Below are 24455 nucleotides of genomic sequence, written 5' to 3'. Positions count from 1 at the left end.
CGAGCCTCGCGCGACGATCTGCGAAGCGCTTGATTTTGTTAAATGTTACGGTGTCGGAAAAGCCTCACGCAGCGAGGTCGAGCGGTTGGATCTCGCCGGCGAGGTACAGTTTTTTCGCTTTGGCTCGGCTCAATTTGCCCGAACTGGTGCGCGGCAGCGTGCGCGGGGGAACCAGTTCGACCACGCAGCTCATGCCGGTAACCCCGCGGACCTTGTCGGCGATCTGATCGCGCAGTTTGATCCGTTCCTCGGGGTCGGACACACGGCAGTGGACCAGCACTGCGGGTGCTTCCTCCCCATTTTCGGTATCGACCGAGAATGCCGCGATGTCGCCATGGTTGAAGCCGGGCAGTTGCTCGACCGCCCATTCGATATCCTGCGGCCACAGGTTTTTGCCGTTGATGATGATCATGTCCTTGGCGCGGCCGACAATGAACAGATAGCCATCGGCCATATAGCCCATGTCGCCCGTATCGAGCCACCCGTCGACGAGGCAGTCCTTCGTTGCTTCTTCGTTGCGGAAATAGGAATGCATCACGCTCTTGCCGCGGCACCAGACCTTGCCGATCTGGTGATCGCCCCTGGCCTCGCCATTCTCGCCGCGGATTTCGACCTCCATCCCGGGGATCGGCTTGCCGCAATTCACGATCGCCCGGTAGCGCGCAGGCTTCGACAGGTCGCGCGGGCGGCCCGACAGGCGTTCCTCCTCGACCAGCTCGACCCGGATCCCTTCGCCCGGAGGCATGACGGTGACCGCCAGCGTCGCTTCGGCGAGCCCGTAGCTCGGGTTGAAGCTGTTCGCCTTGAACCCGGCATCGGCGAATGCGTTGACGAAGCTCTGCATCACGTCGGGGCGGATCATGTCCGCGCCGTTGCCGGCCACGCGCCAGCGCGAGAGGTCGAAGCGATCGGCGACGTGGCTCTGGCTGGAAATGCGCCGCGCACAGATGTCGTAGCCGAAGGTCGGCGAATAGCTGAGCGTCGTGCCCGTGTTGCGGCTGATGAGATCGAGCCACGCGAGCGGGCGGCGCGCGAAATGTTCGGTCTTGATCAGATCGACCGAAACCTGATTGGCGATCAGCGACAGAAAACAGCCGACCAGGCCCATGTCGTGATACCAGGGCAGCCAGCTCACCACGCGATCATTCGTGCCGATGTTCATCGATTCGGCATGGCCGCGCAGATTGTGCAGCAAGGCTTCGTGCGTCACCGCGACGCCGGTCGGGAAACGAGTCGAACCCGACGAATATTGCAGATAGCAGATATCCTCGGGCCGGGCCTCGGGAAGGTCGACCGGGGGGGCGGGGCGCCTGGCAAAATCGTCCCAGCTTTCCCCGGCGCAGCCCTGTTTGTCGGCAGCGGCCTTGGCCATTTCGGCGATCTCGCCGGGATAGATGAGAATTTTCGGATCCGAACTCTGCAATTGCACCGAAAGCTGGTCGATATAGCTTTCCTTGCCGCCGAAGGTGGTCGGCAGGGGCAGCGGCACGGGCCAGGCACCCATTAGCGTGCAGGCGCAGAAAAGCGCGGCAAATTCAGGGCTGGTTTCGGCTACCAGCGCAACGCGGTCTTCCTTCTCGATGCCCATGGCCACGAGCCGATAGGCCGCATCGAGCGCATCCTCGCGCATCTGTGCATAGCGATAAGCCCGATGGAGCGTCCCGCGCATGTCGTGGAAATTGAGGCCTTTCGCACTACGCGCTGCATAGTCGATGGCATCGTTGAAGGTCGCGAAGTCCGAACGGCGGCGCGGCAGCTTGCAGTCGTTCGGCGTCGGCGTCAGTACGGCGTCGGTCATATTTATCGGCGATACCCGTGAATAGCTGGGGCCTTGCGGCCTCCCTCATTACTTGATCTCGCGCGCAATCCACATGGTTGCACGCTCTCCCGCATTTCCCAATCTGAAAGGAGTGTGGCAGGAATATGGCCGATGGATGATGAAGGCGCAACATTCTCCCGCACACGTCGCCCTGCAAAACCGCTTGATCGTACGCGGCTGGAGGAGCTGGCGGTCGCGTATGTCGCGCGTTTCGCAACCAGTGCGGGCAAGCTGAAGACCTATCTCAACCGCAAGCTGCGAGAGCGCGGATTCGCCCAGGGGGAGGACCCCGATGTGGACGGTCTGATCGAAAGGTTCGTCGCCAGGGGCTATGTCGACGATGAGGCCTATGGCCGCGCCAAGGCAGCCGATCTGACCGCGCGAGGCTATGGCGCGCGGAGGGTGGAGGCGAATCTGCGGGCGGCCGGAATCGCCGATGACGTGCGCGGTTCACTGGCACCGGGAGAGGCGGAAAAACGCCAGGCCGCGCTGGTGCTTGCGCGCAAACGCGGCTTCGGCCCTTTCGCCAGGCCGCGTGATCTCGGCCCGGACGAACGCCATAAACTGAAGGAAAAGCGGCTTGCGGCAATGCTGCGTGCGGGCCATGATTTCGAACATGCCAGGCGCGTCATCGAAGCGCGCACCATGGAGGAGCTGGAGGAATGGGTCGCGCAAGCACGGGACGAAGAGGAGTGAGAGCGCTCGGCGCTTGCGCGGGGCTCGCCCTGCTGGTGGCCTGTTCGCCGCAGACGCAGGCGGAACCGCGCGGCGATCAGGCGAGTACGATTGCCGAAACCGCCGCGCCGAATGTGCATCCGGTTTCAGGCCTCGCGATCATCCCCCTTTTGGTGACGAGCGACGGGGAACGAATCGGCTTCCGGGTCGAGGTAGCCGATACACGCGAAGCGCAAGCTCGCGGCCTTATGTTCCGCACCGAGCTGGGCGATTTCGAGGGGATGATTTTCCCCTATGACGGGACCAGGGCTCAAGGTTTCTGGATGAAGAACACGCCGATCCCGCTCGACATCATCTTTGTCGGTCCGGACCGGCGGATCAGCAATATCGCCGCGATGACCGAACCCTATTCGCTCGAATCGGTCTATTCGGTGGGGCCCGTCCTGGGTGTGCTGGAGCTGCGCGGTGGGCGCGCGGGCGAACTCGGCATCGAACCCGGCGATCTGGTGGAATGGTGATCGTCGAACTGGCTTGGCCCGCGCGCGCGAATCCGCTAACCGCGCGGCCATGAGCATCCTCGGCAAGATATTCACCTGGTGGGACGGTGCCACGATCGGCACTCTTCTGTGGTCCTCGCGCAATGGCGAACACGTCGGCACCGACGCGCAGGGCAACAAATACTACCGCTCGAAAAAGAAGACCGGGGACGGTCGCGAGAGGCGCTGGGTAATCTACGAGGGCGCAAACGATGCGAGCCGCGTGCCCGCCGAGTGGCATGGCTGGCTGCACGGTGCCTTCGACGACGTGCCGGAAAGCCACCTGCCCCCGGCCCGCATATGGGAAGCAGACTACACGCCCAATGCAACGGGTACGGCTGCGGCCTATCGTCCGGCCGGCGCGCTGGAGCGTGGCGGCAAGCGTGCCCCCGCAACGGGCGATTACGAAGCCTGGTCGCCCGAGGCGTGACGATGCGCGGGGCGCTTGCCCTCTTCGTCTCGGCGGCGCTGCTCGCATCCTGCGGGCAGGAGGCGGACGAGCCCGCAGGCGCGGCGCCCACGGCCATTCCCGAAAACCTGCAACAGGGCGAATTGCCCGCGCAGCCCGCCGCCGAAGCAGGGATCGGTACGCCGATGGAAGAACGTGTCGCCACGCTCGGCCTGCTCAACAAGCGCAATAATGTCAGCCGCGATCTCGAAATGCGTCCCGGCGAACAGCAGCGTATCGGCGATGTCATCGTCCGCCTGCAGGCATGCGAACGAACCGCGCCTTGGGAAATGCCCAAGGAGACGGGAGCCTTTGTCCAGCTTCTGGTCAAGCAGCGCGGGACCGAGGACGATTTCCGCAAGGTCTTTTCCGGCTGGTTGTTCGCCAATTCGCCCAGCCTGAATGTGGTCGAACATCCGATCTACGATGTCTGGGTCAAGGATTGCGCGATGGCCTTTCCGGGCGAGGAATAGGCGCCGAACCACTCTATCGCATTGGGCAGTGTCACGTCGGGGAACCCGCCCGCACCGGCCAGCAAAGCCATATAACGCGACTGCGGGATCGCCTCTGCGCCTAGCCGCGCCAGATGATCGGTCATGAACTGGCAGTCGAGCAGGGCGTAGCCCGCCGCCCGCATGCCAGCGACCAGCCAAGCGAGCGCCACCTTGCTTGCATCGGTTTCCCGGCTGAACATGCTCTCGCCGCAAAAGACGCGGTCGAAGGCCACGCCGTAGAGCCCACCGACCAGCTCGCGCCCCCGCCAGCATTCGATCGAATGGGCATGCCCGGCAAGGTGCAGAGCGTTGTAGCTGGATTCGATTCGATGGCTGATCCAGCTTTCGGCATGCTCTTCGCGCGGGGCGGCGCAGGCCGCGATGACCGCCGCGAAATCGGCATTGCAGGTCACCCGAAACCTGTTCTGCCGCAATGTCTTCTTCAAGCTTTTCGACAGGCGGAAGCCATCGAGCGGGAGTATCGCCCGCTCGCGCGGTTCGACCCAATAGACCTCGGTATCCCTGCGGTGGTCGGCCATGGGGAACACACCGCCGCGATAGGCGCGCAGCAGGAGGTCGACGGGAATTCGAGAAGTCTTCGGGGCATGCATCGCGCGATCCCATAACACTTCGGAAGGTTGCGCGATATCCGCCTTGCCAAGTGCGAGCGGCCATACTAATGCGCGCCCTTCCTGCAGGGGTGTAGCTCAGCTGGTAGAGCATCGGTCTCCAAAACCGAGGGCCACGGGTTCGAATCCTGTCACCCCTGCCATTTCTTCGAGATGGCCCAAGCACCTGAAAAGCTTCAGGTTTCCCTGCGAGTAAAAACTGCGTGGTACCTTGCTGTGGCACCCCGCCGCGGTCTTGATACGGGCATCATGAATCGGCTTGAGTCGGGATGCAAGTGGGTCATTCGTCTCGCGCCCGATAGTTTCCAACTGGCGCCACGTGCTGTGACTTCGCGCTAGGGGATGTTCGGGCGGAGAGTGATCACCGCTCCCTGCGCTTCTTACATAAGCCGGGAATGGTGACCCCTCCCGAGCCTTTCATACGGGCTTCTCGGGATGCATATCGCTCTGGCACTCGGCTGGCATTCTCGAGGTCATCACCACCAGTGATACCGGCCAACGAAGGCGGAATCCCACATTCTGAGCAACCAAATATGCCGAAATTTCGGACATTTCCGCATACGCAAATGAACGGAGAGAACTGTAAATTATCAGGCAGTTAAGCAGCAGTCGGTGCTGGTGAGCCTCATTTTTAGTTACAAAAAACATGTAACTTTGCTCCTTGTCGGTGAGTTCCCGTTACTGATCATCCTTTCCTCTTACTACAAGTATTGGGCCAGCACTCATGCTGCGATGGTCGCGCCCCAATACTGGCGTTAGGAAAATGTATATGCACACTGCCAAGACTGTGTCGTCCTGCGGCGTTTCGTCATCACAACTGGTTCCGCAGCAGCAAGGTTGGGAGGCTTGGGCATGAAAGTCTCCGCCAGTTGGTCGGCAAACTGCCGGATTACGATGCCAGATGCCGAAGAGATTATCCGCCGTCAGCGCAAAGCCCTCGGAAAGCCGGCCCGCTCCAAGCCGCGAGCGGTCGATCTCGTGCTCAACCATGAGCCGGTGATCCGGCAGCTGCGTGAATCGGGTTACAAGCAGGAGGACGCCGTGCTCCTCCTGCTCGAGCTCGGTGGCGAGAATCACAAGCCGGATACGCTGCGGAAAGCGATCGCCAGCGTCCTCGGGCCGTGGAGCAATCCCGTCGATCACACCGCGGAGGCCATCGCGACGCCGGAAGCGGATGACAACCCGTCGGATGCGGAACTGGCCGAACACGCGCCCGGTGCAGTTCAAGTCCGGTATGACAACACTGTCGCTGAAGGGGACGTGATATGACCAATAAGATCCCCCAGCTCCATACGGTCACGCTCAACGTTCGCGCTCAGGACGATGTGTATTCGGCCATGCCGATCCGCATGCTGAAAGCAGTTGCTGACACCGAGGGCTCGTCTGCGGTTCTAGCCAGTATCGAAGAGAACGGAGGATATCTGCGTCACGTCGAAGGTGCTGACGTCCGCATCATTTCTCCACTGAAGGTCGTCGGCCTCGCAGGGCGTGCGGCGAACCTGGGGGATGTCCTGCTCGTCGACGTTCCCGTGGATCCGGACAATCTTGCAGCCAGCGCGCCCACCCTCGAGGCTTTTCAATCCGAAGCCAAGGGCTCGGGATTGCGCCTCAAGGTTTTCACCATGGAGATGGGGACGCTAGCGCAAGCAGCAGGCGCCCATGGCTCACTCCTTATTGGCAGGGTGATAGTTTACACAATTCGCGCCTTCGATTTCGACCTGATGCAGCTGCGCTCCGAGTACCGGTTTCCATCCATCGAGCGTCGCTGTGACGACTATCTGGATCAGCCGGGACGCCCCCTCCTGAGCTATCTGGATGACGATTACCCCGAAGATGACATCTTCGGTGCATGGCTGGATAAGTCCATCTCCTACGGTCGTAACAGTCCGATCATCCGGTCGATACTCGATCGGCCCTGACGGGGTAATTGCCGGCAAGGGCCGGCAAATTGCTGCCACGCAAATGCCAAACCATTGCCAACACAAATGACGGCAGGGTCCCAACGGATCCTGCCGTTCCCCGTAAATACTTGAAAATACGGGATTGCTCCAAAAGGTGCGCAGGATGATGGTTGTTTACACAACCGATGCTCGGAGGCTTCGCCTTTTCGCATCCCAAGGAGTGTAAGCATGGCAATCAGTAGGCCCAACGTCGTTTCCTTCCGGCTTTCGGCGAAGGAATATGTGGTCATCAAGCGTAAGGCCGGGGCAATGTCCGTTGGCGATTTTGTTCGCCGATCGGCGCTGAACCTGGACGCGGCCGATAGGACCGCCGAGCGTGTTGCCATCGGCAAGGCTATCAGGGCGATCCACAAGGCGATAGCCGCCGGGCTCCCTGATGACCGTGCTGCCGATGCCAAGGCTCTGCTTGCCGAGGCCCTTCGCGTGGTTGAGCCGAGCCAGGCTGTCTCTCCGAAGCAGGTCTCGGAATGACCATCTACCACAAGTGCAAGTCTCGGGAAGCTGCGCGTGCAACGGACATCTCGCGACTGCGCGGAAAGACAAGCGCGCTGATCCACTACGTGTGGCGGGCCGACCTCAGAGCATTGGCGCGTGCGTCGATGGAGACCGCGATCAACAGCTACCACGAGGACCTCTTGCGCTACGTCCAGCGTGACGAGCATCACGAGGAGGTAGCGGCGACGCTCGTACGCAATGTGCTGACGGACAATCCAAATTTGATGACGGGTGAGATGGCGGCCCTAATGGAAGAGGCGGACGCTGGCGACGGCGTCGTCGAGCATGTCATCGTGAGTGTACAGCAGGGCGATGACCTTCTCGGAAATTTCGAAGAGGCCGTCGAAATCCTCGTGGAGGCTCTTGGCGTCGGCAACTGCCCCGTCATCGGTGCGGTCCATGCGGATACGGACCACATGCATTTCCATCTCGTCATAATCCGCGTCGACGTCGATACCGGCGAAGTCGTGGACTTGCCCCAATATGACCAGATTCGAGGTCAACAGGCATTGGCGGTCATGGAGCATCGCTTCGGTTGGAAACGCGAAGAGAATTCGCGCTGGGAGGTGGTGGAGGGCAGGCTGGTCTTAGATGGTACCGCCGACCACGGGCCGGCGGATAATCCGCGCGAATGGCCGGACCGCTACTTTCCGCCTGCCGGTTTGTCCGCGCAGGGAAGGCGGCAAGAGAAGACCTCGGGATATGTCTCGGCCGAGCGTCGAATTCGGGACATTGTCCCTGGTCTTATTGCGAATAACTCCGATCGCGCCTCGTTCTTGGCCGAGCTCGCCAAGGAAGGAATTGAACTGGTGAAAGCTCACAGGGGTGCAGCCTACGTCGTGCACATGGAGGACGAGCGGGGGCGGCATCGCAGGGAACAGGTGAAGGCGTCGGTCATAAGGGGATGGGGCGCGAAAGCCTTGGAGCGGCGGTACGGTCCAATCGGCGCTGGGGATGGGCCTGCAATCCAGTCGAAAAAGACGAGGCCGAAAGGCGGCAACCCGGAATGGCCAAGGTATACGCTTGCCAAATCTCAATATCGTGAGCGGCTAAATGCCATGAGCCAAAACGTGCGCGCTGCTCTTCCTGGGGTTGTCTCCGCCCGTGAAGCCCTTTCAGCTGCGCGATCGGCGTGTGTCTTTCCTACTTTCGAGGAGTGGCAATCTGGGGCAAGGCCGCCAGACATCGGGGCTGCGCTCTTCGCTCATTGTGGAGCTCGCGTGCTGGAGCGAGGCAGCTCTGGTAGTCGGTCTCATGCGGTACCGGTCCCGGATAAAATCTTCATTGCGTCCGGGGCCGGGGGCAAAGTGATTTACACAGGGAGAGGAACGATCGGCGGGCCGAGGATCGTAGATTTCGGCGACAAGGTAGTCTTGACTGGTCGGACGAGGGACGAAGAAATCCGCAAGGCACTCCAGTTACTGTCGATACGCGGGGCCCACGTCGTAAGCGGATCAGGCTTCTCACGGCGGGAGATGGCCCGGGCGCAGAAGATCGGGAATGACCTCGATATTGTGGTTTTTCCGCAAAGGGAGATTTTTCAAATTCCTGCGGTCCATGTTGAAACACAAGAGCCTCCGGCTCGCGGCCCCGCGAAGGACGGCAAAGCAGTCGTCACCCAACACGGGGTCCAGACCGCTCTCGAACAACAGTTCAATCATGATCTTAATCGCTGCTAGGGAGACGAGCATGCACGTCGACCTATACCGTCGCTTCACCGAAGCCCGCCCCGCAACCGAGAGCGTCGGCCGGATCATGCCTTATGACTGGACCGGAATGCCCAAGCGGATCGCCGGCGCCTGGATGGCCTACTCGTCAATGCTCGACGATTTCGCGCGCGAGGTCGCCAACGCCATAAACGCGTTCACTATCAACGTGCGGCGGCTGCACGCCTGGGGCGCAGTGCTGAAAACGCTCGATCAAGACGAGCGCGCCGAGGCCATACATGAGTTCGTCCACTCAATCGCGACGCTCTGCTTGCTGACACCATATGCGGTCCGGTCGCGGCTGATCTTCGCAACCGCCCACCTGTGCCACCAGGTGAACCTTTATCGCGAAACAGGATGGCCGGAATCCTCGCTGCCTCTAGACGACGAGATTTGGATGGACAGCGCCGACCGACAAGGCGCCCCGTGGGGCCGCCGCTACAACAGGATGAAGACACGCATTGAGGCGATCGGCGGGCAACGCTTACGCAACGCCACGGCCGACTTCCGCAACGCGTTTACGCATCGCTTCTCTCCGCGCGTGGAGACCGGCATTACGAACTTCGCGACGCGGCACTTCGACCCGGCGACCGGGCGCGCCAGCTATGGGTTCGGCGGCACCGAGCCGCTCGGCGTCGACGATCTGACAGTGCTGCTCGATGCCGAGCTGGAATACTGCTATGCGGCGTTCACAGCGTTTCAGGCGCTTGTCGCCGAACAAGTGACTTTCGTCACCGCGAAGAACACCGAGATGCTCGACGCGCTGTCCGCCGCCGCACGCCCGGCGGCGGACAAGCGGGCCACCTAGGCGGCGTCGGGTTCACGCTCCCGCGCCATAAGGCGCTCAAGCGCTTCGCGAACTCCGTCGGCGCCCAATTGGTTGTGCTGCCCCAAGTAGGTGGCTCTGATGCCGTTCCAGATCCCGGCCTTGCATGCAATCATGACGTTGCCTCGCAGCAGGCGCTGAACGCGGCGGGCGTGCCTCGGAAGGGGATCGTCGTAGTGGTCGACGTAGCCGCGGTCCCACACCTCGCGCTCGAGATAGTGGCCGCCGCCTATGTCGACCAGTTCCTCGCTATCGCGAAGACGCCGCAGCATCGGATCGGTCACCGTCTCGTATTCGTCGGTGTCGCGGGAATCATACACCCCCGACGGCGCGAGCTCGTCGAGTTCGAGGAAAAGAAACGACTCGGGCAAGTCGTCGGCGAACCGCTCAAGGCGCAGGCGGCGCGGCCTCAAAATGTAGGCGAGCTCGCCGACCATCAACTCGATGCAACCCCGTTCGCTCGACGGCCTGACGTCGGTGAAGTCGTTTCCCCCGCCGGTGGGGAAGAACCCGTGATTGCGGCCTTCGCCAAGGAACGGCGCGATGGCTTCGATGATCGCGTAGTTCTCAGTCCAGACGGTCGAGCGCGGATCGATGGCCACCGCCTCTACGGATGCAGACCATTCACGCTTCGTGCGGCTGCGATACTCCTGGCGGCTCCGGTTGGCGTCGCGACGCTGCCGGGCGGAGGCCAGGATCTCGCGATCACCATCGCCGATAGCTCGTCTGGCATGGGTGAAGTTGTTGAAGCCGCCGCGCCGGGAGGCAGCGTCGAGCGCTTCGTTGCGCGGCAAATCGAAGCGCCGCTGGAGGCGGTCAGCGAGACGCTTGATCCCCTCGATGGATTCGGGATGCAGATTGTCGATATCGGTCATGTCTAACTCCTCGGCCCGCTATTCGAAGAGTCGCCCGCCCACCACTTCACCGGGCCCGAGCAGTTGACTGTCGGGTCGATCATTACTTGGCAGCGCCGATGACGGCTTCGCAACTGGCGGGCGGCGGGTCCCTGCCGGAGGACCAGATGATTAGATAATCGCAAAGGACGAAATAGCAATGACCTGCTGTGGGAGAGCGACACCAAGTTCTCGGCCAAGCCAGTTCAGGCTCGCGGCTCAGGCAGGTCTTACCCAGCCACGGCGTCAACCGTCTCGAATCAAGACGCGATCAGCAAAGTTACCAGATCATGAGCCCTTCCAAATTTCATGAAAGCATGATTTAATGGTTTCATGAAACAGGCGGCGGTCGAGAATACCGGGGACGAGTATCTTCAGGTACAGATACCTGCCGTCACAAAGCGCGAGCTCGGACAGCGTGCGCTGGACGGGAGGGAGCCGATCAGGATGATCGTGCTCCGCGCACTCAAGGCCTACGGCGTCGCCGTCCCCGCCGACGCCATTCAGGACAGGAGGAAGCAGCGCTGATGGACGGTGAGTTCGAACTCCTGACGGTCGCCGCCTACGCCAGAAGAGCTGCAGCCACAGACCAGCGCAACGGCGCGCGAGCGCTTGGCTTCTCGATGCTCGGACTGTTCGGAGAAGTCGGCAGTCTGCTGAGCGAAGCGAAGAAGAAGCAGCGCGACGCCGCTTCCTATTTGGGATATGCGGATGCCGTCGCTGAGGAACTCGGCGATGTGCTGTGGTATCTATCCGCGATCGCTAGGCGCAGCCGGCTGTCGCTAGCCGACATAGCGGCGGCGGCCACCGGTGATGGTGCGTGGTCGCCCGGTTCGAACGAAGGACTGACGTTTCATTCGCTGCAGCCGAAGCACATGCCACTGGCTAAGGCTCCGACTGTGTCGTTCGAAGGCACCCTGCTGGCACTAGCCGGCGAGGTCGGGACGCTTGTGAACGACTTTCGGCCTGGCGCCGGCGGTAAGGCAGCCGACCAGCGCGCCAAGCTCATCGCGGTCATGCGGCGTCTCATCCAAGCGGCCGATGAGGCCGGAGTCACGCTCGAGGGGGCCGCCGTGAAGAATCTGCACAAGATCTACGACCGGTGGCCGCAGCACCGAACCTTCCCGGAGCCGTTCGATGCCGCGATGGACTCCGAGGAGCAACTGCCTCGCCGGATGACGATCGACATCTACGAACGAACAGTGGGCAAGCAGAAATTCGTCTACCAGCGTTCGAACGGCGTCTTCGTCGGTGACCGGTTGACCGACAACGCCGCGGAGCCGGACGACTACCGGTTCCACGACGTGTTCCACTACGCCTACGTCGCCGTGCTCGGTTGGTCCCCCGTGGTTCGGTCACTGCTTCGGCTAAAGCGCAAGAGCATTCCAAAGATCGACGAGGTCGAGGATGGAGCTCGTGCGACGCTGATCGAAGAAGGCGTAACGACCTGGCTGTTCGGGCAGGCTCAGAAGCTCAAGTACTTCGCCGATATAAAGCGGGGCGGCCTGCCCCTCGACATGCTGAAAGACGTCCGCCAATTCGTCGAGGGATATGAGGCCGCGCAATGCCCGCTGTGGCTGTGGGAGGAGGCAATCCTCCAAGGCTACGCGGCCTTTCGCCACCTGCATGAACACCGCCGCGGGCGCGTGAGTATCGACTTCCCCAATCGCCGCCTCCGCATCAAGGAACTGCCCCTGTGACCCCCGCGAAATTCGTGAACGCCGTCGCCGACACCAGCCTGCCGACCACATTCAACCCGTGGCGCGACACCTGTGTACTGCATGACCGGGCCGATGCCGCCATCCGGCGCCGCGAAAACCTGGAACGTATGCTGATCGCCGCGATCGATGCACGGGTCGAGACGATGTGGATCGCCCGCGACCTGGGTTATCGCGGCGGCCGACGAACGGGGGTGCCGCTGACCGACGAAGTGCACCTCAGCAGCGCGAGCTCACTTCTCGGTGGCATCGAGCTCGCGCGCGCGACCGAGGGTCCAATCGTGGCTGAGCGTACCGCCGCTATCATTTGGCGTGTTCTCGGGCGCGTTCGCCAGCCCGTAATGCTGTGGAATGTCTTCCCTTTCCACCCGCACGAGGCGGGCAGCCAGCTGTCCAACAGGTGCCACACGCGCGCCGAACGTCTCGCTACTTGGCCGCTGTTGCAGGCGCTGGTTGAGATGCTCCGCCCGAGACAGATCGTCGCAATCGGTCGCGACGCCCAAAAGGCGCTCGGCGATCTGGGCTTGCCGACGATCGGCGTCCGCCACCCGAGCTACGGCGGGCAGCGCGAGTTCATTGAAGGGATCTACTCGCTATATGGGGTCGACGGCGACGACGAACCTAGCCTGCCGCTTGCTGGCGGCTATACCTGTACCGCGAAATCCGCGCTGGCCTGATCGCATTTCGCGAGCAGGGCCTTCAATTCGGGGCGGGTCCACTTTCCCGTGTCGATTTTGGCGTGGGTGGACACGACCGTCAGCGACCCCACCTGGACGCTGCCCTCACGTGCGATGAACTCGAGAAGGCGGCCGAGGCCGATGAGGTTGCCAAGCAGCTTTTCGATATAGAAGTGGTTACGATACATCGCGGTCATCGACAGGCGGCGGGCCCCTTTCGGACCGACCAGCTTCAGACTGGCGAAGCTAAGGCACTGGCCGCCGAACGAGGAATCGTTCACGTCGCGAATGGGGTCGAACACGCTTAGCTCGAATTTGTTCAGCGACGCGACCTTAGGGTTACGTAGCCGCTCGACGATGCCCCAAATCTGGTTCATCGGCTTGCCATCCGGATTGGGCAACTGCATCATCCGCTCAAAGTAATAGCCCGACCAGGCTTTCTTGAGCCGGACCTTCGGCAACACCGAATCCCGGAACACGTCGAAGAATTCCGGCGCCCCGTAACGGCGTGCCAAAGCAGCTGGAAAGATCGTATTTGCCACTGTCTCGACCGGCTTCTTCTTCTTGTCGGCGAGGAAAGCGCTGACGGCGGCTACGGCCGGGTCCGCCATTGTCGCGCGCGCCGTCGGATTGGCGACATCGATGATCACGTTGTGCGCCTCGTGGTCGTGCGCGGCATCGACGACGCGGACGGCTTCACGCCACGCTGACAAGCAGTCAGGCTGCGATGGCACGGGTAGATACATCTACTTCCTCCAGAAAGGCCGCGGTCGCAAATAGGCGCGGCGAGAGGTATCGGTCGGTCAGCCATGCATGGCCTTCGGTCCCCCAAGTCGCCCCCCAGCTGTTGCGCACCAGCGTAGCGGGTATGCCTAGAATCCTGCCAATCCCGACTGCGACGAGCGCGTGTCGCTGGCTCGGCTCAGGGAGCTCGCCGGGCGCTTCATCGACGATGCCGTCGACTGGCGTGAAGAACGAGGCCGACAGCATGGTGAGAACGACCACCGGCTGACCGGTGGCAAGCCTCGATCGCACGTCGGCCAGATCGGCGCCGCCGGCGTTGCCATTGCGACCGAAGCAATCACCGATGGTAGCTGGCGGCAGCCAATTCGCGACCTGAACGGCATCCGCCTCGAGATAGGGCCAACACGCCTCGACCGGTTGGCCATCGAGCCTGAGGGTGTCGAGCATTGCGCCCAGCAGTGCGCCTTGGTTAGGCGACCGTCCCGCCCGCCGTTGCGCGTTATAGAATGCGAACTCACACGAAAGCGGCTCCCAGCCAGCGCGGATCCCAGCATGCGAATCGCTGGCCGCGAACGCGAGGCAGGTGGGCCGTCGGCCTTGGTCGCGCACCGGGCCAAAGCGATGGCGCAGATCGATCTCGATATCGACCGCGACGCTCATGCCGCCTCGAGGAAGCGACGACGATCCGCGCGGGACAGTCCCGCCGGTTCAGGGCCGGTCATGTCGAACTCGAATGTGAGTGCGGAGGCGGGTGGCGCTGGCTGCCAAGGGCGGCGCTCCTCAAGGGAGACTCTCCCCCTGTCCGCGGCGTCGACCGACGCGGTGATGCGACGAACCACCGGGCCACCCACACCGTCCGGGTCGAGCGCCGCGCGGTGATCGGCGGCGATGACGAACCCGCTGGCGACCAGCTGATCAAAGTCCCAGACGTATCCCCCGCCGCTGTGCTCGGCAAGCTGTACCACGAAGATGTCGTCACGGCTTCCCTCGATCCGCGTCCCGGCGTCTGCGACTGTCAGCAGCCAGACGTCGCCGCGATAATCGGCGGGGACGTAACCAGACAGCAGCGCTACCTTCTGCGCGCGCGGCTTGCTTGCCAGCAGCGTGTCCATCGTGGCGACGTCGATTAACGAGTATCGGACCAGCGTCCGGCAAGTCGCTTCGTAGCTCGCGCCGAGACGCAGCGAGAGCTGGTAGACGATGTCGGGCCGACGGAACTGGGACTTCTGCCATCCCTGGCGCACCGCGTGCCCGAGGATAAGCCACTTCGGCATCATGAAACCGATTGCGAAGGCGTCAGCTTCTGTCTCTTGGAACAGACCAGTCGGCTCAGGCGAATTCGGCATCCTACGCAGGATGCCCTCGTCGTCGAGGCTGGGCTGGTGCTTCATCCAAAAATGGCCAAACTCGTGCGCCGCGGTGAAACGCTGGATGCTCATTCGCCGCTCGGTCGTTATGATGATGCCGGGCACTGGATCGTCGAGATAGGCGCCGAGCAACCCCTTGAGCGGCCGCAACATCAAGGGGAGTTCTAAGCCGCTGATGACGCCGAAAATGTCGACGTTGCCCCCCGAGCTCTCCACAATATTGCGCGTGCCAAGTTCGGAGTGCGCCCGAGCTGCGGCCAACGTCCCCGCGCGGACTGCTCCTTCGTAGTTGGTCGCCATACCTCAGCTCCCCGCGCCCGACCGAGAACGCAGGTATTCCGCGAATCGGCCGAGTTCCTCGCGGTCCTCGGCGGACAGCTCGGCGACGCGGCGCGCGAGGTGGGCGACGTCGATCGGTAGATCGGCCGACGCCTCGTCTTCGCCGGTGAAGTAACCGACCGACTGCCGGTAGAGCTGCGCGAGGCGGGTCAGCTCAATCGCCTCGACGCGACGCTGCCCGCTTTCGATGTCGGTCAGCGCTGTCCGTCCGATCTTTAGGTAGGCCGCGACCTCATCCTGCTTCAAGCCCAGATACTTGCGCGCCTCGCGCAACCGCTCGCCCAGGCGCCGGCGGGCGTTCTCGTCGTCCTCGCGCGTCGGGATGCCGGTCACGGATTCTTCACCTGGTGCATGCCCCAGGCGACTTGGATGCGGGGGATCAAGTGGTCGACCGCCTCCTGGACCGAATCGTAGCCGCCGGTCCGGACGATGCTCTCCTTCAGCTCGAAGCCGAGGTGCTTCTCGACGGCAACGAGCGTGGCGACGACCGACAGCGAGTCAATCGGGACCGCCGCCGCCAACATACCGGGACGGTCGGCTGGCAGGGCGATGCCACTGACCTGCGCCTCATCCTTCGCGATCAGTAGCAGTTCGTCGACGAGCGCCTTAGCCACGTCGTTCACGGGGAAGCCGTGCTGGGCCGGTGTCTGTGGTGCCATCGTCGCCATGAAAGCCTCGCGTGATTAGCCTACATCGATTCTTTATAATGTCGGATTATCCGACATTCAAGATGACTCTTCGGGCCGGTTTGGGTTATGCCCTGGGAGGGCCAATCTGGATGCGGGCGGGGAGCGCGCAATGACTTTCGACGAATATCAAACCGGAGGGATGGCGCTCTACGCCGACTTTGCCGAGGCAGTGGCGGATATCCTCGAGGCCGCGATCGCCGAGCAACGCGACCTTCGCCTGCAGAACATCCAGTGCCGTGCGAAGGAGCCGGCGTCGCTCAAGTCGAAGCTCGCAAGGGCCGGTGCGAAGGCCGACACGCCGATCGGCGACGTCGCGAAGGACGTCGCGGGCTGCCGCGTGATCCTCTACACCAACGGCGACGTCGAGCGGTTCCGGAACAGCGGCATCCTGCGAGACAACTTCGACATCGACTACGATCGCTCCAAGATGCACTACCCCGAGAGCAAGGAGGAGGGCGCCGAGTTCTTCATATCGGAGAACTGGGTGGTGACGCTAAGCGAGGCGCGCTGTGCGCTCTCCGAATATCGCCGGTTCGCCGGACTGCGCTGCGAAATCCAGATCCAGACGATCCTCGATCACGCCTGGGCCGAAATGGCGCACGACACCATCTACAAACCGATGACCGACGTGGGGTTCGGGGCCGCGAAGATCGAAGCGATGCGCAAGCGTCTTCGCAAGGTGATGCAGGAATACCTCCAGCCGGCTGGCTATGCCTTCGACAAGATCGCCAGCGATTATGCCAATCTGCGCGACGGCAAGGAGATGTTCGACGGCGACGCCCTCGCGGCGATTCGCGGCTGCGACGACCGCAACAGCCTCGAGGAGACGGTCGAGCGATACTCGAACTTCGTGCTGCCCCACTTCGACAACTACGCCGTGGCGGCTCCCGACATCATCGACGCGATGGCCGACGCGGCCATGCGCGCGCCCGGGATGCCCGAGGTGCCGCTCAAGTACTTCAATCGCGAGTATCCCGGCACCAGGTCACACGCGGTCATCGTCAAGATCTGCCGGATCCTGGAAAGCGGGTATCTACTCTACGCGGCACCGGAGCGAATGTTTGACGCCGTGATCGCCATGCGCCGCGCCGCCGCCACTGACGATGAGCGCAAGCCGATCGACGATCTCGCTCGGCGGTTAGCCCAGTATGACCTCCATGCCTGGAAAAAGATCGGTCCGGGGATCCAGCGGCTGATCGTCGACAGGATTGCCGGGATGGAAGACGCCTCCCTGGTCGACGCCGCTGCTAGCGCCACAATCATGCTGAAGGAGACCCTCTCGAGCACGGTGACCGGCACCAGCTGGAAGGCCGACGCTATGGTGCTCCACAACGGATCGGTGGTCGTCACCGACGAGCTGAAGCAGATTCGCCGCGATGCGCTAAGACAGCTCGAGCGCCTGCACGGACTCCTCGCCGACGACGGGGCGAAGGGCAACGTGCGGCACGCCATGCTCGCCGTGGGCAGCACGCCGAACAACGCCGGCTACACCGATCAGCTTGGCGAAGTCATCATGGACGACCTCGCACAGGTCATGGGGTTCTTCGCCGGGATGATCCCCGGCCTCGAGCTCGAGGCGAGGCGGCATCTCGAAGTCGCCGTCCACCAGCGATACTACGCGTACCACGCGCTGCCGCCCGCCATGGCTGGTAATCCCGCGCTGGTGGCAGCGCAGGGGCGGCTACTCAAGGCGTTCGCCGAAGTCCGTGCCGCGCTAGACGCCGACCCCGAACTGGCCCGCTACCGGCTGCTCGTCGGCTACGACAGCGTGACCGCGAGCATGTGGGCGAAGCCGGGCTTCGACTACGAGGCGAGGAAGGACGAGCAGTCCGCCGGCATCGAAGCGCTAATCGCGGAAGTCACGGCCGATACGTCGGACGAGTGGCTCGCGCGGCTCGAGCGGTTTGTGGAGACGCGCAGCAGCGATGGGGCGACGTTCCTTGGACTTCAGAATTTTATCAAGCGGCTCGCGACGACCCAGCCCGACATCCTGCTGTCGTGGCTGCCCCGGCTCAATGACCGCCTCGCGGCATGGCTGCCAGGCATGCTCCACGGACTCTGGGAAGCCGGCCGCGGCCCGGACATTGACCGCCTGCTAGATGGCTGGATCGGCGAGGACCGGCACCTGTCCTCGATCGCCTACTACCTGCAGTTCGCCGAGGCGTTCCGGTTCGACCTGCTGGCCACAATCACCGCTAAGGGGCTGGCCGCGGCGGACGACGCGATCCTGCACAACGCCGCCATCGCCGCCGCCCGGCAGTCGGCGAAGCATCCGCAGGGCCTGTTCGACGAGATCTACCTGCCGGCCGCGCGGTCGCTTTCTTCACGTGGGGTGTTCAGCTGGACCGGCGGCATGTTCAACTGGGATCAGGTCGCGCTGCTCAAGGGCCTCTCCGCCGAGCAGGTAGACCCGCTGCTCGCGCTGATGACCGAAATGCCGCGCCTAGGCAGCGACGGCGAGGCGATGCTCGCCGTCATCGCGGCGGAGCACGTCCAGGCCGTCATCGATCTGATCGGCCGGCGCTTCCAGCACGACAGCAAGAACGGGGACATCCGCTACGAAGACCTGCCGCACGGCCTCCACTACCTGCGCGCGCCGCTCGCGGCCGCCCCGACCGAGATCGTGGCGGCGGCGCGGGCGTGGTTCGACGCCAATCCGGCTTTCTCGCAGTTCCACGGCGGTCGGCTGATCTCCGAGCTCTTCCCCAACTTGGAGCATCCGCTCTATCCGCTGCTCTACGGCCAGCTCGAGCAGGGTCGGGAGGGCATCGACTTCGTGCTCTCGGTGTTGAGGGCCTACGAGGGCGAGAAGTTCCTGCATCCGCTACTGCGCGCGATCGTCGGTTTCCTGCCTGCGGACGACAAGCTTCTGAACATCGTCGGCATCGTCATCGAATCGAGTGGCGTGCTTGTCGGCGAATACGGCTCAATCGAGGCGCAGGAGGCGCGCAAGGCCCTCGTTGCCGAGTGGGAAGCCGACAAGAACGAGGCTGTGCGCGACTTCGCCGCGCGTTTCATCCGGTCGGCGGATAACCAACTGGCGATGGAACGGCGCCGCGCCGACCGGTCCGTCGCCCTGCGTAACATTGATTTCGAAGGTTCCTACCGAATTAGTCACTGACCTAATTCATGCGAGCGAACGGAACAGTCGCCGTGCGCCGGACAATTCGAGTATCCAGCGTGTAACCGCTTTTCGTCATGGCGTGTCCCGCGAGAATGACCGAAATTCGGGCGCGTTGCTGGCGGGTCACTTTTGGGCTGTTAGCGACACTCCTGATTTTAAGGTTGTAACTCGGAAATGCGCAAGTTGCCCGACAAGAATTCTACCTCAGAAAAGCTTGGCGGATACTTGCACGACTAGCGGGACAAAAAGCCAACGATGATTATGCGTCAACCCGCCATCTGCGTTCGCAAGCTGCGCCGATTCGATAGCGCGAGAACACGATCGAAATTGGCACAGTCGGCAGCGCATGGCGTCAACTCAAGGCTGGCGGTGTGCTCGGCTGGAGGCGGTACGAAGCCAGTCGAGGAATGGCTCGACCTGATCGACCGGAGCGGCGCTCCCGCCATACTGGTCAAGCCCGAGACTGAATTTGACGAGCAGCAAGCGGGCGAACTGTTCGGCGGCTCGCAAGCTGACGGTCTTGCCGCCCTTGCCTTCGGGAAGGTCAGGTATCAGTGTCTGCCACGTTCCGTGCAAAACCCGGCTTCGCGCCGTCACGATCGCGGCGGCGAAATCGGCGGCCGTCATCTGACCGTTCGGCAGCAGATCGTCCTTCTGGAGCCCGAAGAAGATTTCCAGAGCGTCAGTTAGGCGCTTGTTGCTTCCACTGCTGCTGACCGAGCGAAACAGCACCTCGATCGCCGTCTCGAGCTTGGCTATGGCGACCGTTTCGAGCGGTTCGGCGATGGCCTCATGATACCAATAGGCGGCGTTGCACCAGGTCTCGTCGAGACCAGGGAGCATGCTCGACCCGTCGAGATATCCGGCGAGCCTGCTGCCCATTGACTGGAGCTCGCGGTCTTGTGCCGCCAGGATGGTTCCCAGCCCTTCCGGCGCGACGCCCAAGCCAGGCTGGTTGTTCGACCGTCCGCCCGCACCGCCCCCGTCCGAGGTCAGGACGACGTCCACGCGCCAGGCCGGGGCGCTCCGCGCGGTGCAGCGCGACGCCTGCCGATAGTGATCAAGCGGCGTGAGCAGTTGCACGATCGCCAGCGCGACGTCGACCGCGAGGTCCGCTGTCACCCGCGCCTGCGCCGGCTCGTGACCGGGCACGCCGACGACCGCGATCCAGTCGGCATGCCGTTCGCTCATGAAGGTCTTGAGGCCCGCCAGGTCGTTGAGGTCGCCAGCGTCGGTCAAGGCATGGAACTGCGCCAGCGTCATCCGGAAGTCCTCCACCGGGAAGTCGGTGTGGTGGTGAAATCGAACCTGTCCGACTGTGAAGCTTGAGTCCGCCCAAGGGCTAATTATGCACGGAATATAGTGGGTGCGGACGATCGCATGGCTCGCGAACCAAGCGGCGAGGCCTTCGTCGAATGCCTGAAGCTCGGCCGGCGTGAAAGCGCCGTCGGCCCTGCCGCGCAACATCTGGGTGAGCATCTTGGTGAGCGTACCCGCCAGCACCGGGTTGGTGACGGCGCGCATCTGCGACGGGCTCGCGGCTCGGAGCGACCGGGCGAGCGCGTCGATCTGCGCGCGGCCGTCCTTCGAAAAGCCAGCAATCTGCGATTCATAGGGCAAGACGGTGACGCTCGTCAGGTCGTGGCCCTGAAGGAAGGCCGCGAACGAGCGATCATCGAAAGGCGTGTGGCCTTCCGTCGACACGGTCTTGAAGGACGCCCGCGCTTGCTCGAGCATTTCGAATTGACCCTGATCGAGCATGCCGCCTCCGCTGGTTATGATCTGAAGGTAGGGATTCGGTCCCGTCGGCGCCACTGATTGCTGTCGGGCCGCTGTCGCCATCCTGTCGTATTGGTCGCGGCTGCTTGGCGGTATCCGCTACATGGTGAAGAAGGGAAGGCGATTACCAGCACCACGCAATCGCTTCACCGACTGCCCCCATTGGACGCTTGCAGTTCATAAGCCTCGTTGCGCTCAAGCTCGACAATTGGGTTGTAATGGTCGGGTTTCAACCCACTTCCAATAGCCGGCAGCGCTGATCGGATGCCTTTCGGTTGCGACCGCTTCAAGGAAGTTTGCCAAGGCTGCCGGATGACCGACTACAGGGCGCATATCGGCCCTCCAGTTGCCCTTGCGCGCATCCGCATTGGGAAAATACAGGCTAGCCTGACGGATGTAGAAAACGGGGAAACAACGCTGTCCGCGAGGACAGCGGGGTGAAGGAAAAATGGCTGCTGCTGTCCTCGTCCATCAACGACGAGGAAAAGGGAAATGAAAAGATTAACCGCTCCGGCCGTCCTCCAGGGCGACGACCACACCCGTGTTTTGCGTCGGATCTCGCCGCTGCAGGAATGGCAACCACCCACCTACGCGGGGCCGCCCTTCATGAAGATCGCGGTGATCGATCTCGAGACGGACGGCATCGATCCGCAGTACAACGAGATTATCGAAATCGCCGTCGCGATGATCGTCATCGACCGGCAGGGACGCATCCTCGAGGTCGAAAGCCTGAAGAGCGGGTTGCAGCAGCCCTCACGGCCGATTGACCCGCAGATTGAGAAGATCACTGGGATCACCGACGCCATGGTGGCGGGCAAGCGGATCGCGCCGCAGAAAATTGCCGAGCATCTGCGAGCAGCTGACGCCTGTCTTGCTTTTCACTCGGCATTCGATTGTCGGCACCTTGAAGAACTCGTGCCAGAGGTCGGCGAAATGCCCTGGATCTGCGCCATGGCAGATGTCGATTGGCACGCCCTGGGCTTCGACGGTCGCGCTCAGGGAGATCTCCTCATGCAGGCAGGCTTGTTCAATCCGATCGCGCATCGCGCTGCAGACGACGTCGCCAGTCTCGTTAACTTGCTCGCGCACGAATGCCGCGACGGTCGTACGGTGATGGCCCATGCACTCGCCGGCGCGCGATCGCCAAGCTGGCGCTTCGAGGCGAGTGACCTTCCGCATCGCTTGCAGAAGGACGCGTATCGCCGCGGCTATCGACGCTCATATCACGGCGTCTTCCATAAACTGGTGCGAGAAACAGACCACGACGCCGAGATCGCTTGGTATCGCGAACTGGTAGGCCGTGAGCCCACCATTGTAGCCCTCGACTGGACCGCCAGATATCGCGCCGACTGGACTTGGGAGCCGGTGGAGCGAGAGGTCCCAGTTGTGTCTTGGAGACGCTGACAGCGAGCCTCCCGGTTGAGGGAAAAGCTCCGGCCTACATGGCCGTCGCCCCAAAATAAGGAATAGATGGATGAAAAATATTACGGTCGGTGGGCTCCAGGCCCACCGGGCGAACGCTCTCGCCCTACGCCTTGAACTCGGATTACCGGACACCGGTACAGGGACCTCGGCGATCATCTTCGGAAGCGTGAACGCCGCGACGCTGCCAGTCATGGAAGCCTTGGCCCGCAGGGCCGCCGAGGATCGCCAGGATGCGGTGTTCGCTGTTTACAGCTCGCCAGGCGACACCTCTCCGGCCTGGTATTTCCTCGTCTTCCGGATGTTGCATGGGATCGGTCTGGTGCGGGTCGAACCGGCCTGCGTCGGCGCGGAGAAGCCGCTGGTGCTCGTGACCATGGACAACAGCCGGCAGTTCGAGATCGACGAACGAGGCGTTTTGCGGGAGGTCGCGGTCCAGCAAGCTGTAACCCGGCGGCGAGCGCACGTCCGTGCCGAAGGCCGCATTGCTGCGGCTGCCGAAGCGGTTGGTCCGCTGCTCGATTCCGGTGCGTGGGAGGAGACCACCTTCGCCTTACATGCCGATGGCACCGCGGTCGCGGTCGGCACCGCCGCGGCCTGACAGCCTCAAGGCACACCCATCACGAGGGGGCGGCGCTTCCAGCGGGGGCGCCGCCCTTCTTCGTTCTCTAGCGAGGATCAATTCCATGACCATCATTCCCAGGCGACACCCAGACATCCTGTGTTCGCTTGTCATCATCCGCGATGCGAGCGAGCACGCCGCGCGCTCTGCCATCCGATCGACCGCGCTCTTCACCGTCACCCGGTGCCAACAGGCCGGTGCCCGGTTTGCCATCGATCATGCGACATTCGACCGGATGGCCACTCGAGCCTCCGTTCTCGACGGGATCGCAGCGCGCATTCCCAATGGCGCAACCGTGATCGCGCGAGCCTCGCGCATGTCACAACATTATCTGAGGCACAGCTTTGCCGCAGGCGGGCCGCTTCCCCCGGCTGACCTGCAACTGCTCCAGCGCGAGCGCGGCGATCTCGACATCCTGCCGATCGAGTGCGCGAACAGCGTACTGGAGGAAATCGCCGCCGCATACAGGATCGAGCGCGCCGGACCGGGCTCCAACATCCTGTCCCGGTCTCGCCGTGCGCCGGACGAGGCCCAGACCCTCTGGCTGGCCTTCCTTTGGTCTCAGTTCTCCCCGGCACTGCGGAACTCGCTTTCTACCGCTTGGGAGGCGTGGAGAGCGCTCGAGCGGGCGCGCCCCGTCGGATTCTAAATTTCCGGGAAGAGGAAGGGGTTGGTGTGGCCAACCACAGGAAGGAAAATGGAAATGCTGAAATTGACGTTCATCGATACCGAGTCCGCCTGGGACGAACATCTCCACGAGGACTATCGTGCTATCGATCCGAAGGGCGTTGCCAAGCTCGAACGCCAAGGTCGCAAGCGGCACAACCAAGCGTGCAAGCGCGTATTCGCCGCCGCGGCGCTCGACATTGCGATTGGGGAAGACCGGACGCTTGCAGTTGAAGGCCTGTCGACCTGGACCGAGCGCGAGTACGGCGATGAAGAGGCCGTAATCGCGGGTCTGCTTGACCACATCCGCTTTCACCCGGATCACCGCGTCGTAAGCTATGGCGGCCTCGCTGCGGAGTTGCCCCTACTGACGCTGGGCGCAATGGAATATGGCCTCGTCCTACCAGACCAACTTCGCGGCAACCAGCCCGTGCGCCCTTGGCAAATGCGCCCCCACATGGATCTTGCCCTCGAACTCAAAGGCCAGGGTCGCGACTGGGCGCATCTTTCGGAAATTGGCTTGCGGATGGGACTGCCGCGCGAACTTTTCATCGGAAAAACCGAGGTGAATGCGCCGGCATCCACCGAAGAATGGATTGAGGTTCGCCGCCATGTAGGGTGTGATGTCTTGCTGACCGCTATGGTCACCCTAGCTTGGCTCCGGGCCCAAGGGCGTATTAGCATCGATATGCCCGCCGCAATTTACACCCTCTCCGACTGGTTCCTCCGTCGCACTGGTGCCGAAACGCATATGGCGGCGTCGCTCACCGAACTGCGTCAGAGAATGGCGGATCGGTTGGCGTGGGAAACCGACCTTGCCGCCTAG

At 62.7% G+C, this 24455-nt stretch carries 26 protein-coding genes and 1 tRNA gene; 18 read left to right on the top strand and 9 right to left on the bottom strand.

Annotated features, from left to right (window positions below; all coding sequences use genetic code 11):
* Window positions 1-64: 64 nt before the first annotated feature.
* Window positions 65-1798: a fatty acyl-AMP ligase gene (locus tag L5849_RS12090; protein ID WP_115417656.1), complete on the bottom strand. Its 1734-nt coding sequence runs from the start codon at window positions 1796-1798 to the stop codon at window positions 65-67.
* 132 nt (window positions 1799-1930) lie between these two features.
* Between L5849_RS12090 and L5849_RS12085 the strand changes: the two genes are divergently transcribed.
* From L5849_RS12085 to L5849_RS12070, 4 genes are read left to right on the top strand one after another with little or no spacing between them, the layout of a single operon-like run.
* Window positions 1931-2515, top strand: coding sequence for a regulatory protein RecX (locus L5849_RS12085; RefSeq protein ID WP_115417655.1), 585 nt, complete (start codon window positions 1931-1933; stop codon window positions 2513-2515).
* A complete protein-coding gene (locus tag L5849_RS12080; RefSeq protein ID WP_236925785.1) occupies window positions 2512-3012 on the top strand; it encodes a DUF192 domain-containing protein in 501 nt (166 codons plus the stop codon). The genes L5849_RS12085 and L5849_RS12080 overlap by 4 nt, the downstream gene beginning before the upstream one ends.
* A gap of 49 nt (window positions 3013-3061) precedes the next feature.
* The gene (locus L5849_RS12075) at window positions 3062-3460 is read left to right on the top strand and encodes an NADH:ubiquinone oxidoreductase subunit NDUFA12 (protein WP_236925784.1); all 399 of its coding nucleotides are present in this window, start codon (window positions 3062-3064) and stop codon (window positions 3458-3460) included.
* A gap of 2 nt (window positions 3461-3462) precedes the next feature.
* A complete protein-coding gene (locus L5849_RS12070; protein WP_236925783.1) occupies window positions 3463-3951 on the top strand; it encodes a DUF2155 domain-containing protein in 489 nt (162 codons plus the stop codon).
* Here L5849_RS12070 and aat read toward each other — a convergent pair.
* Complete coding sequence (gene aat / locus L5849_RS12065; RefSeq protein WP_236925782.1) at window positions 3900-4583, bottom strand: leucyl/phenylalanyl-tRNA--protein transferase; 684 nt, start codon at window positions 4581-4583, stop codon at window positions 3900-3902. The genes L5849_RS12070 and aat overlap by 52 nt on opposite strands.
* Before the next feature lie 85 nt (window positions 4584-4668).
* On the opposite strand from aat, the gene L5849_RS12060 reads away from it, so the two are divergent.
* The 6 genes from L5849_RS12060 (at window position 4669) to L5849_RS12035 (ending at window position 9571) form a co-directional block, all read left to right on the top strand.
* Window positions 4669-4744, top strand: a tRNA-Trp gene (locus tag L5849_RS12060).
* 709 nt (window positions 4745-5453) lie between these two features.
* Window positions 5454-5870, top strand: a complete 417-nt coding sequence (locus tag L5849_RS12055; protein ID WP_236925781.1) for a hypothetical protein — start codon at window positions 5454-5456, stop codon at window positions 5868-5870.
* Window positions 5867-6520 carry a hypothetical protein gene (locus tag L5849_RS12050; RefSeq protein WP_236925780.1) on the top strand — a complete coding sequence of 218 codons (654 nt, stop codon included), beginning with the start codon at window positions 5867-5869 and terminating at the stop codon, window positions 6518-6520. Before L5849_RS12055 ends, L5849_RS12050 begins: the two co-directional genes overlap by 4 nt.
* Before the next feature lie 210 nt (window positions 6521-6730).
* Complete coding sequence (locus L5849_RS12045; protein WP_236925779.1) at window positions 6731-7033, top strand: hypothetical protein; 303 nt, start codon at window positions 6731-6733, stop codon at window positions 7031-7033.
* Window positions 7030-8736, top strand: a complete 1707-nt coding sequence (locus L5849_RS12040) for a relaxase/mobilization nuclease domain-containing protein (protein WP_236925778.1) — start codon at window positions 7030-7032, stop codon at window positions 8734-8736. Before L5849_RS12045 ends, L5849_RS12040 begins: the two co-directional genes overlap by 4 nt.
* A 10-nt stretch (window positions 8737-8746) precedes the next feature.
* Window positions 8747-9571: a hypothetical protein gene (locus L5849_RS12035; protein WP_236925777.1), complete on the top strand. Its 825-nt coding sequence runs from the start codon at window positions 8747-8749 to the stop codon at window positions 9569-9571.
* Here L5849_RS12035 and L5849_RS12030 read toward each other — a convergent pair.
* Window positions 9568-10464 carry a hypothetical protein gene (locus L5849_RS12030; RefSeq protein ID WP_236925776.1) on the bottom strand — a complete coding sequence of 299 codons (897 nt, stop codon included), beginning with the start codon at window positions 10462-10464 and terminating at the stop codon, window positions 9568-9570. The two genes, L5849_RS12035 and L5849_RS12030, sit on opposite strands and share 4 nt — an antisense overlap.
* Before the next feature lie 351 nt (window positions 10465-10815).
* Here L5849_RS12030 and L5849_RS12025 point away from each other — a divergent pair, with 351 nt between their 5' ends.
* From L5849_RS12025 to L5849_RS12015, 3 genes are read left to right on the top strand one after another with little or no spacing between them, the layout of a single operon-like run.
* The gene (locus L5849_RS12025; protein WP_236925775.1) at window positions 10816-11010 is read left to right on the top strand and encodes a hypothetical protein; all 195 of its coding nucleotides are present in this window, start codon (window positions 10816-10818) and stop codon (window positions 11008-11010) included.
* Complete coding sequence (locus L5849_RS12020) at window positions 11010-12182, top strand: nucleoside triphosphate pyrophosphohydrolase family protein (protein ID WP_236925774.1); 1173 nt, start codon at window positions 11010-11012, stop codon at window positions 12180-12182. Before L5849_RS12025 ends, L5849_RS12020 begins: the two co-directional genes overlap by 1 nt.
* A complete protein-coding gene (locus L5849_RS12015; protein ID WP_236925773.1) occupies window positions 12179-12877 on the top strand; it encodes a uracil-DNA glycosylase in 699 nt (232 codons plus the stop codon). The genes L5849_RS12020 and L5849_RS12015 overlap by 4 nt, the downstream gene beginning before the upstream one ends.
* On the opposite strand, the gene L5849_RS12010 is transcribed toward L5849_RS12015, so the two are convergent.
* From L5849_RS12010 to L5849_RS11990, 5 genes are read right to left on the bottom strand one after another with little or no spacing between them, the layout of a single operon-like run.
* Window positions 12844-13623: a hypothetical protein gene (locus tag L5849_RS12010; RefSeq protein ID WP_236925772.1), complete on the bottom strand. Its 780-nt coding sequence runs from the start codon at window positions 13621-13623 to the stop codon at window positions 12844-12846. The genes L5849_RS12015 and L5849_RS12010 overlap by 34 nt on opposite strands.
* The gene (locus L5849_RS12005; RefSeq protein WP_236925771.1) at window positions 13595-14281 is read right to left on the bottom strand and encodes a C1 family peptidase; all 687 of its coding nucleotides are present in this window, start codon (window positions 14279-14281) and stop codon (window positions 13595-13597) included. Before L5849_RS12005 ends, L5849_RS12010 begins: the two co-directional genes overlap by 29 nt.
* Entirely contained in the window at window positions 14278-15288 is a 1011-nt protein-coding gene (locus L5849_RS12000) for an ImmA/IrrE family metallo-endopeptidase (protein WP_236925770.1), read from the bottom strand. The genes L5849_RS12005 and L5849_RS12000 overlap by 4 nt, the downstream gene beginning before the upstream one ends.
* Before the next feature lie 3 nt (window positions 15289-15291).
* Window positions 15292-15660, bottom strand: coding sequence for a helix-turn-helix transcriptional regulator (locus L5849_RS11995; RefSeq protein WP_236925769.1), 369 nt, complete (start codon window positions 15658-15660; stop codon window positions 15292-15294).
* The gene (locus L5849_RS11990) at window positions 15657-15995 is read right to left on the bottom strand and encodes a hypothetical protein (protein WP_236925768.1); all 339 of its coding nucleotides are present in this window, start codon (window positions 15993-15995) and stop codon (window positions 15657-15659) included. The genes L5849_RS11995 and L5849_RS11990 overlap by 4 nt, the downstream gene beginning before the upstream one ends.
* Window positions 15996-16125: 130 nt before the next feature.
* On the opposite strand from L5849_RS11990, the gene L5849_RS11985 reads away from it, so the two are divergent.
* Window positions 16126-19137, top strand: a complete 3012-nt coding sequence (locus tag L5849_RS11985; RefSeq protein WP_236925767.1) for a RelA/SpoT domain-containing protein — start codon at window positions 16126-16128, stop codon at window positions 19135-19137.
* A gap of 360 nt (window positions 19138-19497) precedes the next feature.
* On the opposite strand, the gene L5849_RS11980 is transcribed toward L5849_RS11985, so the two are convergent.
* A complete protein-coding gene (locus L5849_RS11980; protein WP_236925766.1) occupies window positions 19498-20901 on the bottom strand; it encodes a hypothetical protein in 1404 nt (467 codons plus the stop codon).
* Between the two features lie 510 nt (window positions 20902-21411).
* Between L5849_RS11980 and L5849_RS11975 the strand changes: the two genes are divergently transcribed.
* From L5849_RS11975 to L5849_RS11960, 4 genes are all read left to right on the top strand, one after another.
* Window positions 21412-22323 (top strand): exonuclease domain-containing protein, encoded by a 912-nt coding sequence (locus L5849_RS11975; RefSeq protein ID WP_236925765.1) that lies wholly within the window; start codon window positions 21412-21414, stop codon window positions 22321-22323.
* A 70-nt stretch (window positions 22324-22393) separates the two neighbouring features.
* Window positions 22394-22942, top strand: a complete 549-nt coding sequence (locus L5849_RS11970; RefSeq protein ID WP_236925764.1) for a hypothetical protein — start codon at window positions 22394-22396, stop codon at window positions 22940-22942.
* 85 nt (window positions 22943-23027) lie between these two features.
* Entirely contained in the window at window positions 23028-23612 is a 585-nt protein-coding gene (locus L5849_RS11965) for a hypothetical protein (protein WP_236925763.1), read from the top strand.
* Between the two features lie 54 nt (window positions 23613-23666).
* The gene (locus L5849_RS11960) at window positions 23667-24455 is read left to right on the top strand and encodes a 3'-5' exonuclease (RefSeq protein WP_236925762.1); all 789 of its coding nucleotides are present in this window, start codon (window positions 23667-23669) and stop codon (window positions 24453-24455) included.

Source organism: Erythrobacter sp. SN021 (genome assembly GCF_021864455.1).
Note: the sequence above shows the minus strand (reverse complement) of the source record. Positions and strands in the feature narration are given on the sequence as shown.

Bases quoted from the DNA above. Each gene is read 5' to 3' on its own strand.
- L5849_RS12090 (WP_115417656.1), bottom strand. From the start codon at position 1,798: ATGACCGACGCCGTACTGACGCCGACGCCGAACGACTGCAAGCTGCCG.
- L5849_RS12085 (WP_115417655.1), top strand. From the start codon at position 1,931: ATGGATGATGAAGGCGCAACATTCTCCCGCACACGTCGCCCTGCAAAA.
- L5849_RS12075 (WP_236925784.1), top strand. From the start codon at position 3,062: ATGAGCATCCTCGGCAAGATATTCACCTGGTGGGACGGTGCCACGATC.
- L5849_RS12070 (WP_236925783.1), top strand. From the start codon at position 3,463: ATGCGCGGGGCGCTTGCCCTCTTCGTCTCGGCGGCGCTGCTCGCATCC.
- aat (WP_236925782.1), bottom strand. From the start codon at position 4,583: ATGCATGCCCCGAAGACTTCTCGAATTCCCGTCGACCTCCTGCTGCGC.
- L5849_RS12055 (WP_236925781.1), top strand. From the start codon at position 5,454: ATGAAAGTCTCCGCCAGTTGGTCGGCAAACTGCCGGATTACGATGCCA.
- L5849_RS12050 (WP_236925780.1), top strand. From the start codon at position 5,867: ATGACCAATAAGATCCCCCAGCTCCATACGGTCACGCTCAACGTTCGC.
- L5849_RS12045 (WP_236925779.1), top strand. From the start codon at position 6,731: ATGGCAATCAGTAGGCCCAACGTCGTTTCCTTCCGGCTTTCGGCGAAG.
- L5849_RS12040 (WP_236925778.1), top strand. From the start codon at position 7,030: ATGACCATCTACCACAAGTGCAAGTCTCGGGAAGCTGCGCGTGCAACG.
- L5849_RS12035 (WP_236925777.1), top strand. From the start codon at position 8,747: ATGCACGTCGACCTATACCGTCGCTTCACCGAAGCCCGCCCCGCAACC.
- L5849_RS12030 (WP_236925776.1), bottom strand. From the start codon at position 10,464: ATGACCGATATCGACAATCTGCATCCCGAATCCATCGAGGGGATCAAG.
- L5849_RS12025 (WP_236925775.1), top strand. From the start codon at position 10,816: ATGAAACAGGCGGCGGTCGAGAATACCGGGGACGAGTATCTTCAGGTA.
- L5849_RS12020 (WP_236925774.1), top strand. From the start codon at position 11,010: ATGGACGGTGAGTTCGAACTCCTGACGGTCGCCGCCTACGCCAGAAGA.
- L5849_RS12010 (WP_236925772.1), bottom strand. From the start codon at position 13,623: ATGTATCTACCCGTGCCATCGCAGCCTGACTGCTTGTCAGCGTGGCGT.
- L5849_RS12005 (WP_236925771.1), bottom strand. From the start codon at position 14,281: ATGAGCGTCGCGGTCGATATCGAGATCGATCTGCGCCATCGCTTTGGC.
- L5849_RS12000 (WP_236925770.1), bottom strand. From the start codon at position 15,288: ATGGCGACCAACTACGAAGGAGCAGTCCGCGCGGGGACGTTGGCCGCA.
- L5849_RS11990 (WP_236925768.1), bottom strand. From the start codon at position 15,995: ATGGCGACGATGGCACCACAGACACCGGCCCAGCACGGCTTCCCCGTG.
- L5849_RS11985 (WP_236925767.1), top strand. From the start codon at position 16,126: ATGACTTTCGACGAATATCAAACCGGAGGGATGGCGCTCTACGCCGAC.
- L5849_RS11980 (WP_236925766.1), bottom strand. From the start codon at position 20,901: ATGCTCGATCAGGGTCAATTCGAAATGCTCGAGCAAGCGCGGGCGTCC.
- L5849_RS11975 (WP_236925765.1), top strand. From the start codon at position 21,412: ATGAAAAGATTAACCGCTCCGGCCGTCCTCCAGGGCGACGACCACACC.
- L5849_RS11970 (WP_236925764.1), top strand. From the start codon at position 22,394: ATGAAAAATATTACGGTCGGTGGGCTCCAGGCCCACCGGGCGAACGCT.
- L5849_RS11965 (WP_236925763.1), top strand. From the start codon at position 23,028: ATGACCATCATTCCCAGGCGACACCCAGACATCCTGTGTTCGCTTGTC.
- L5849_RS11960 (WP_236925762.1), top strand. From the start codon at position 23,667: ATGCTGAAATTGACGTTCATCGATACCGAGTCCGCCTGGGACGAACAT.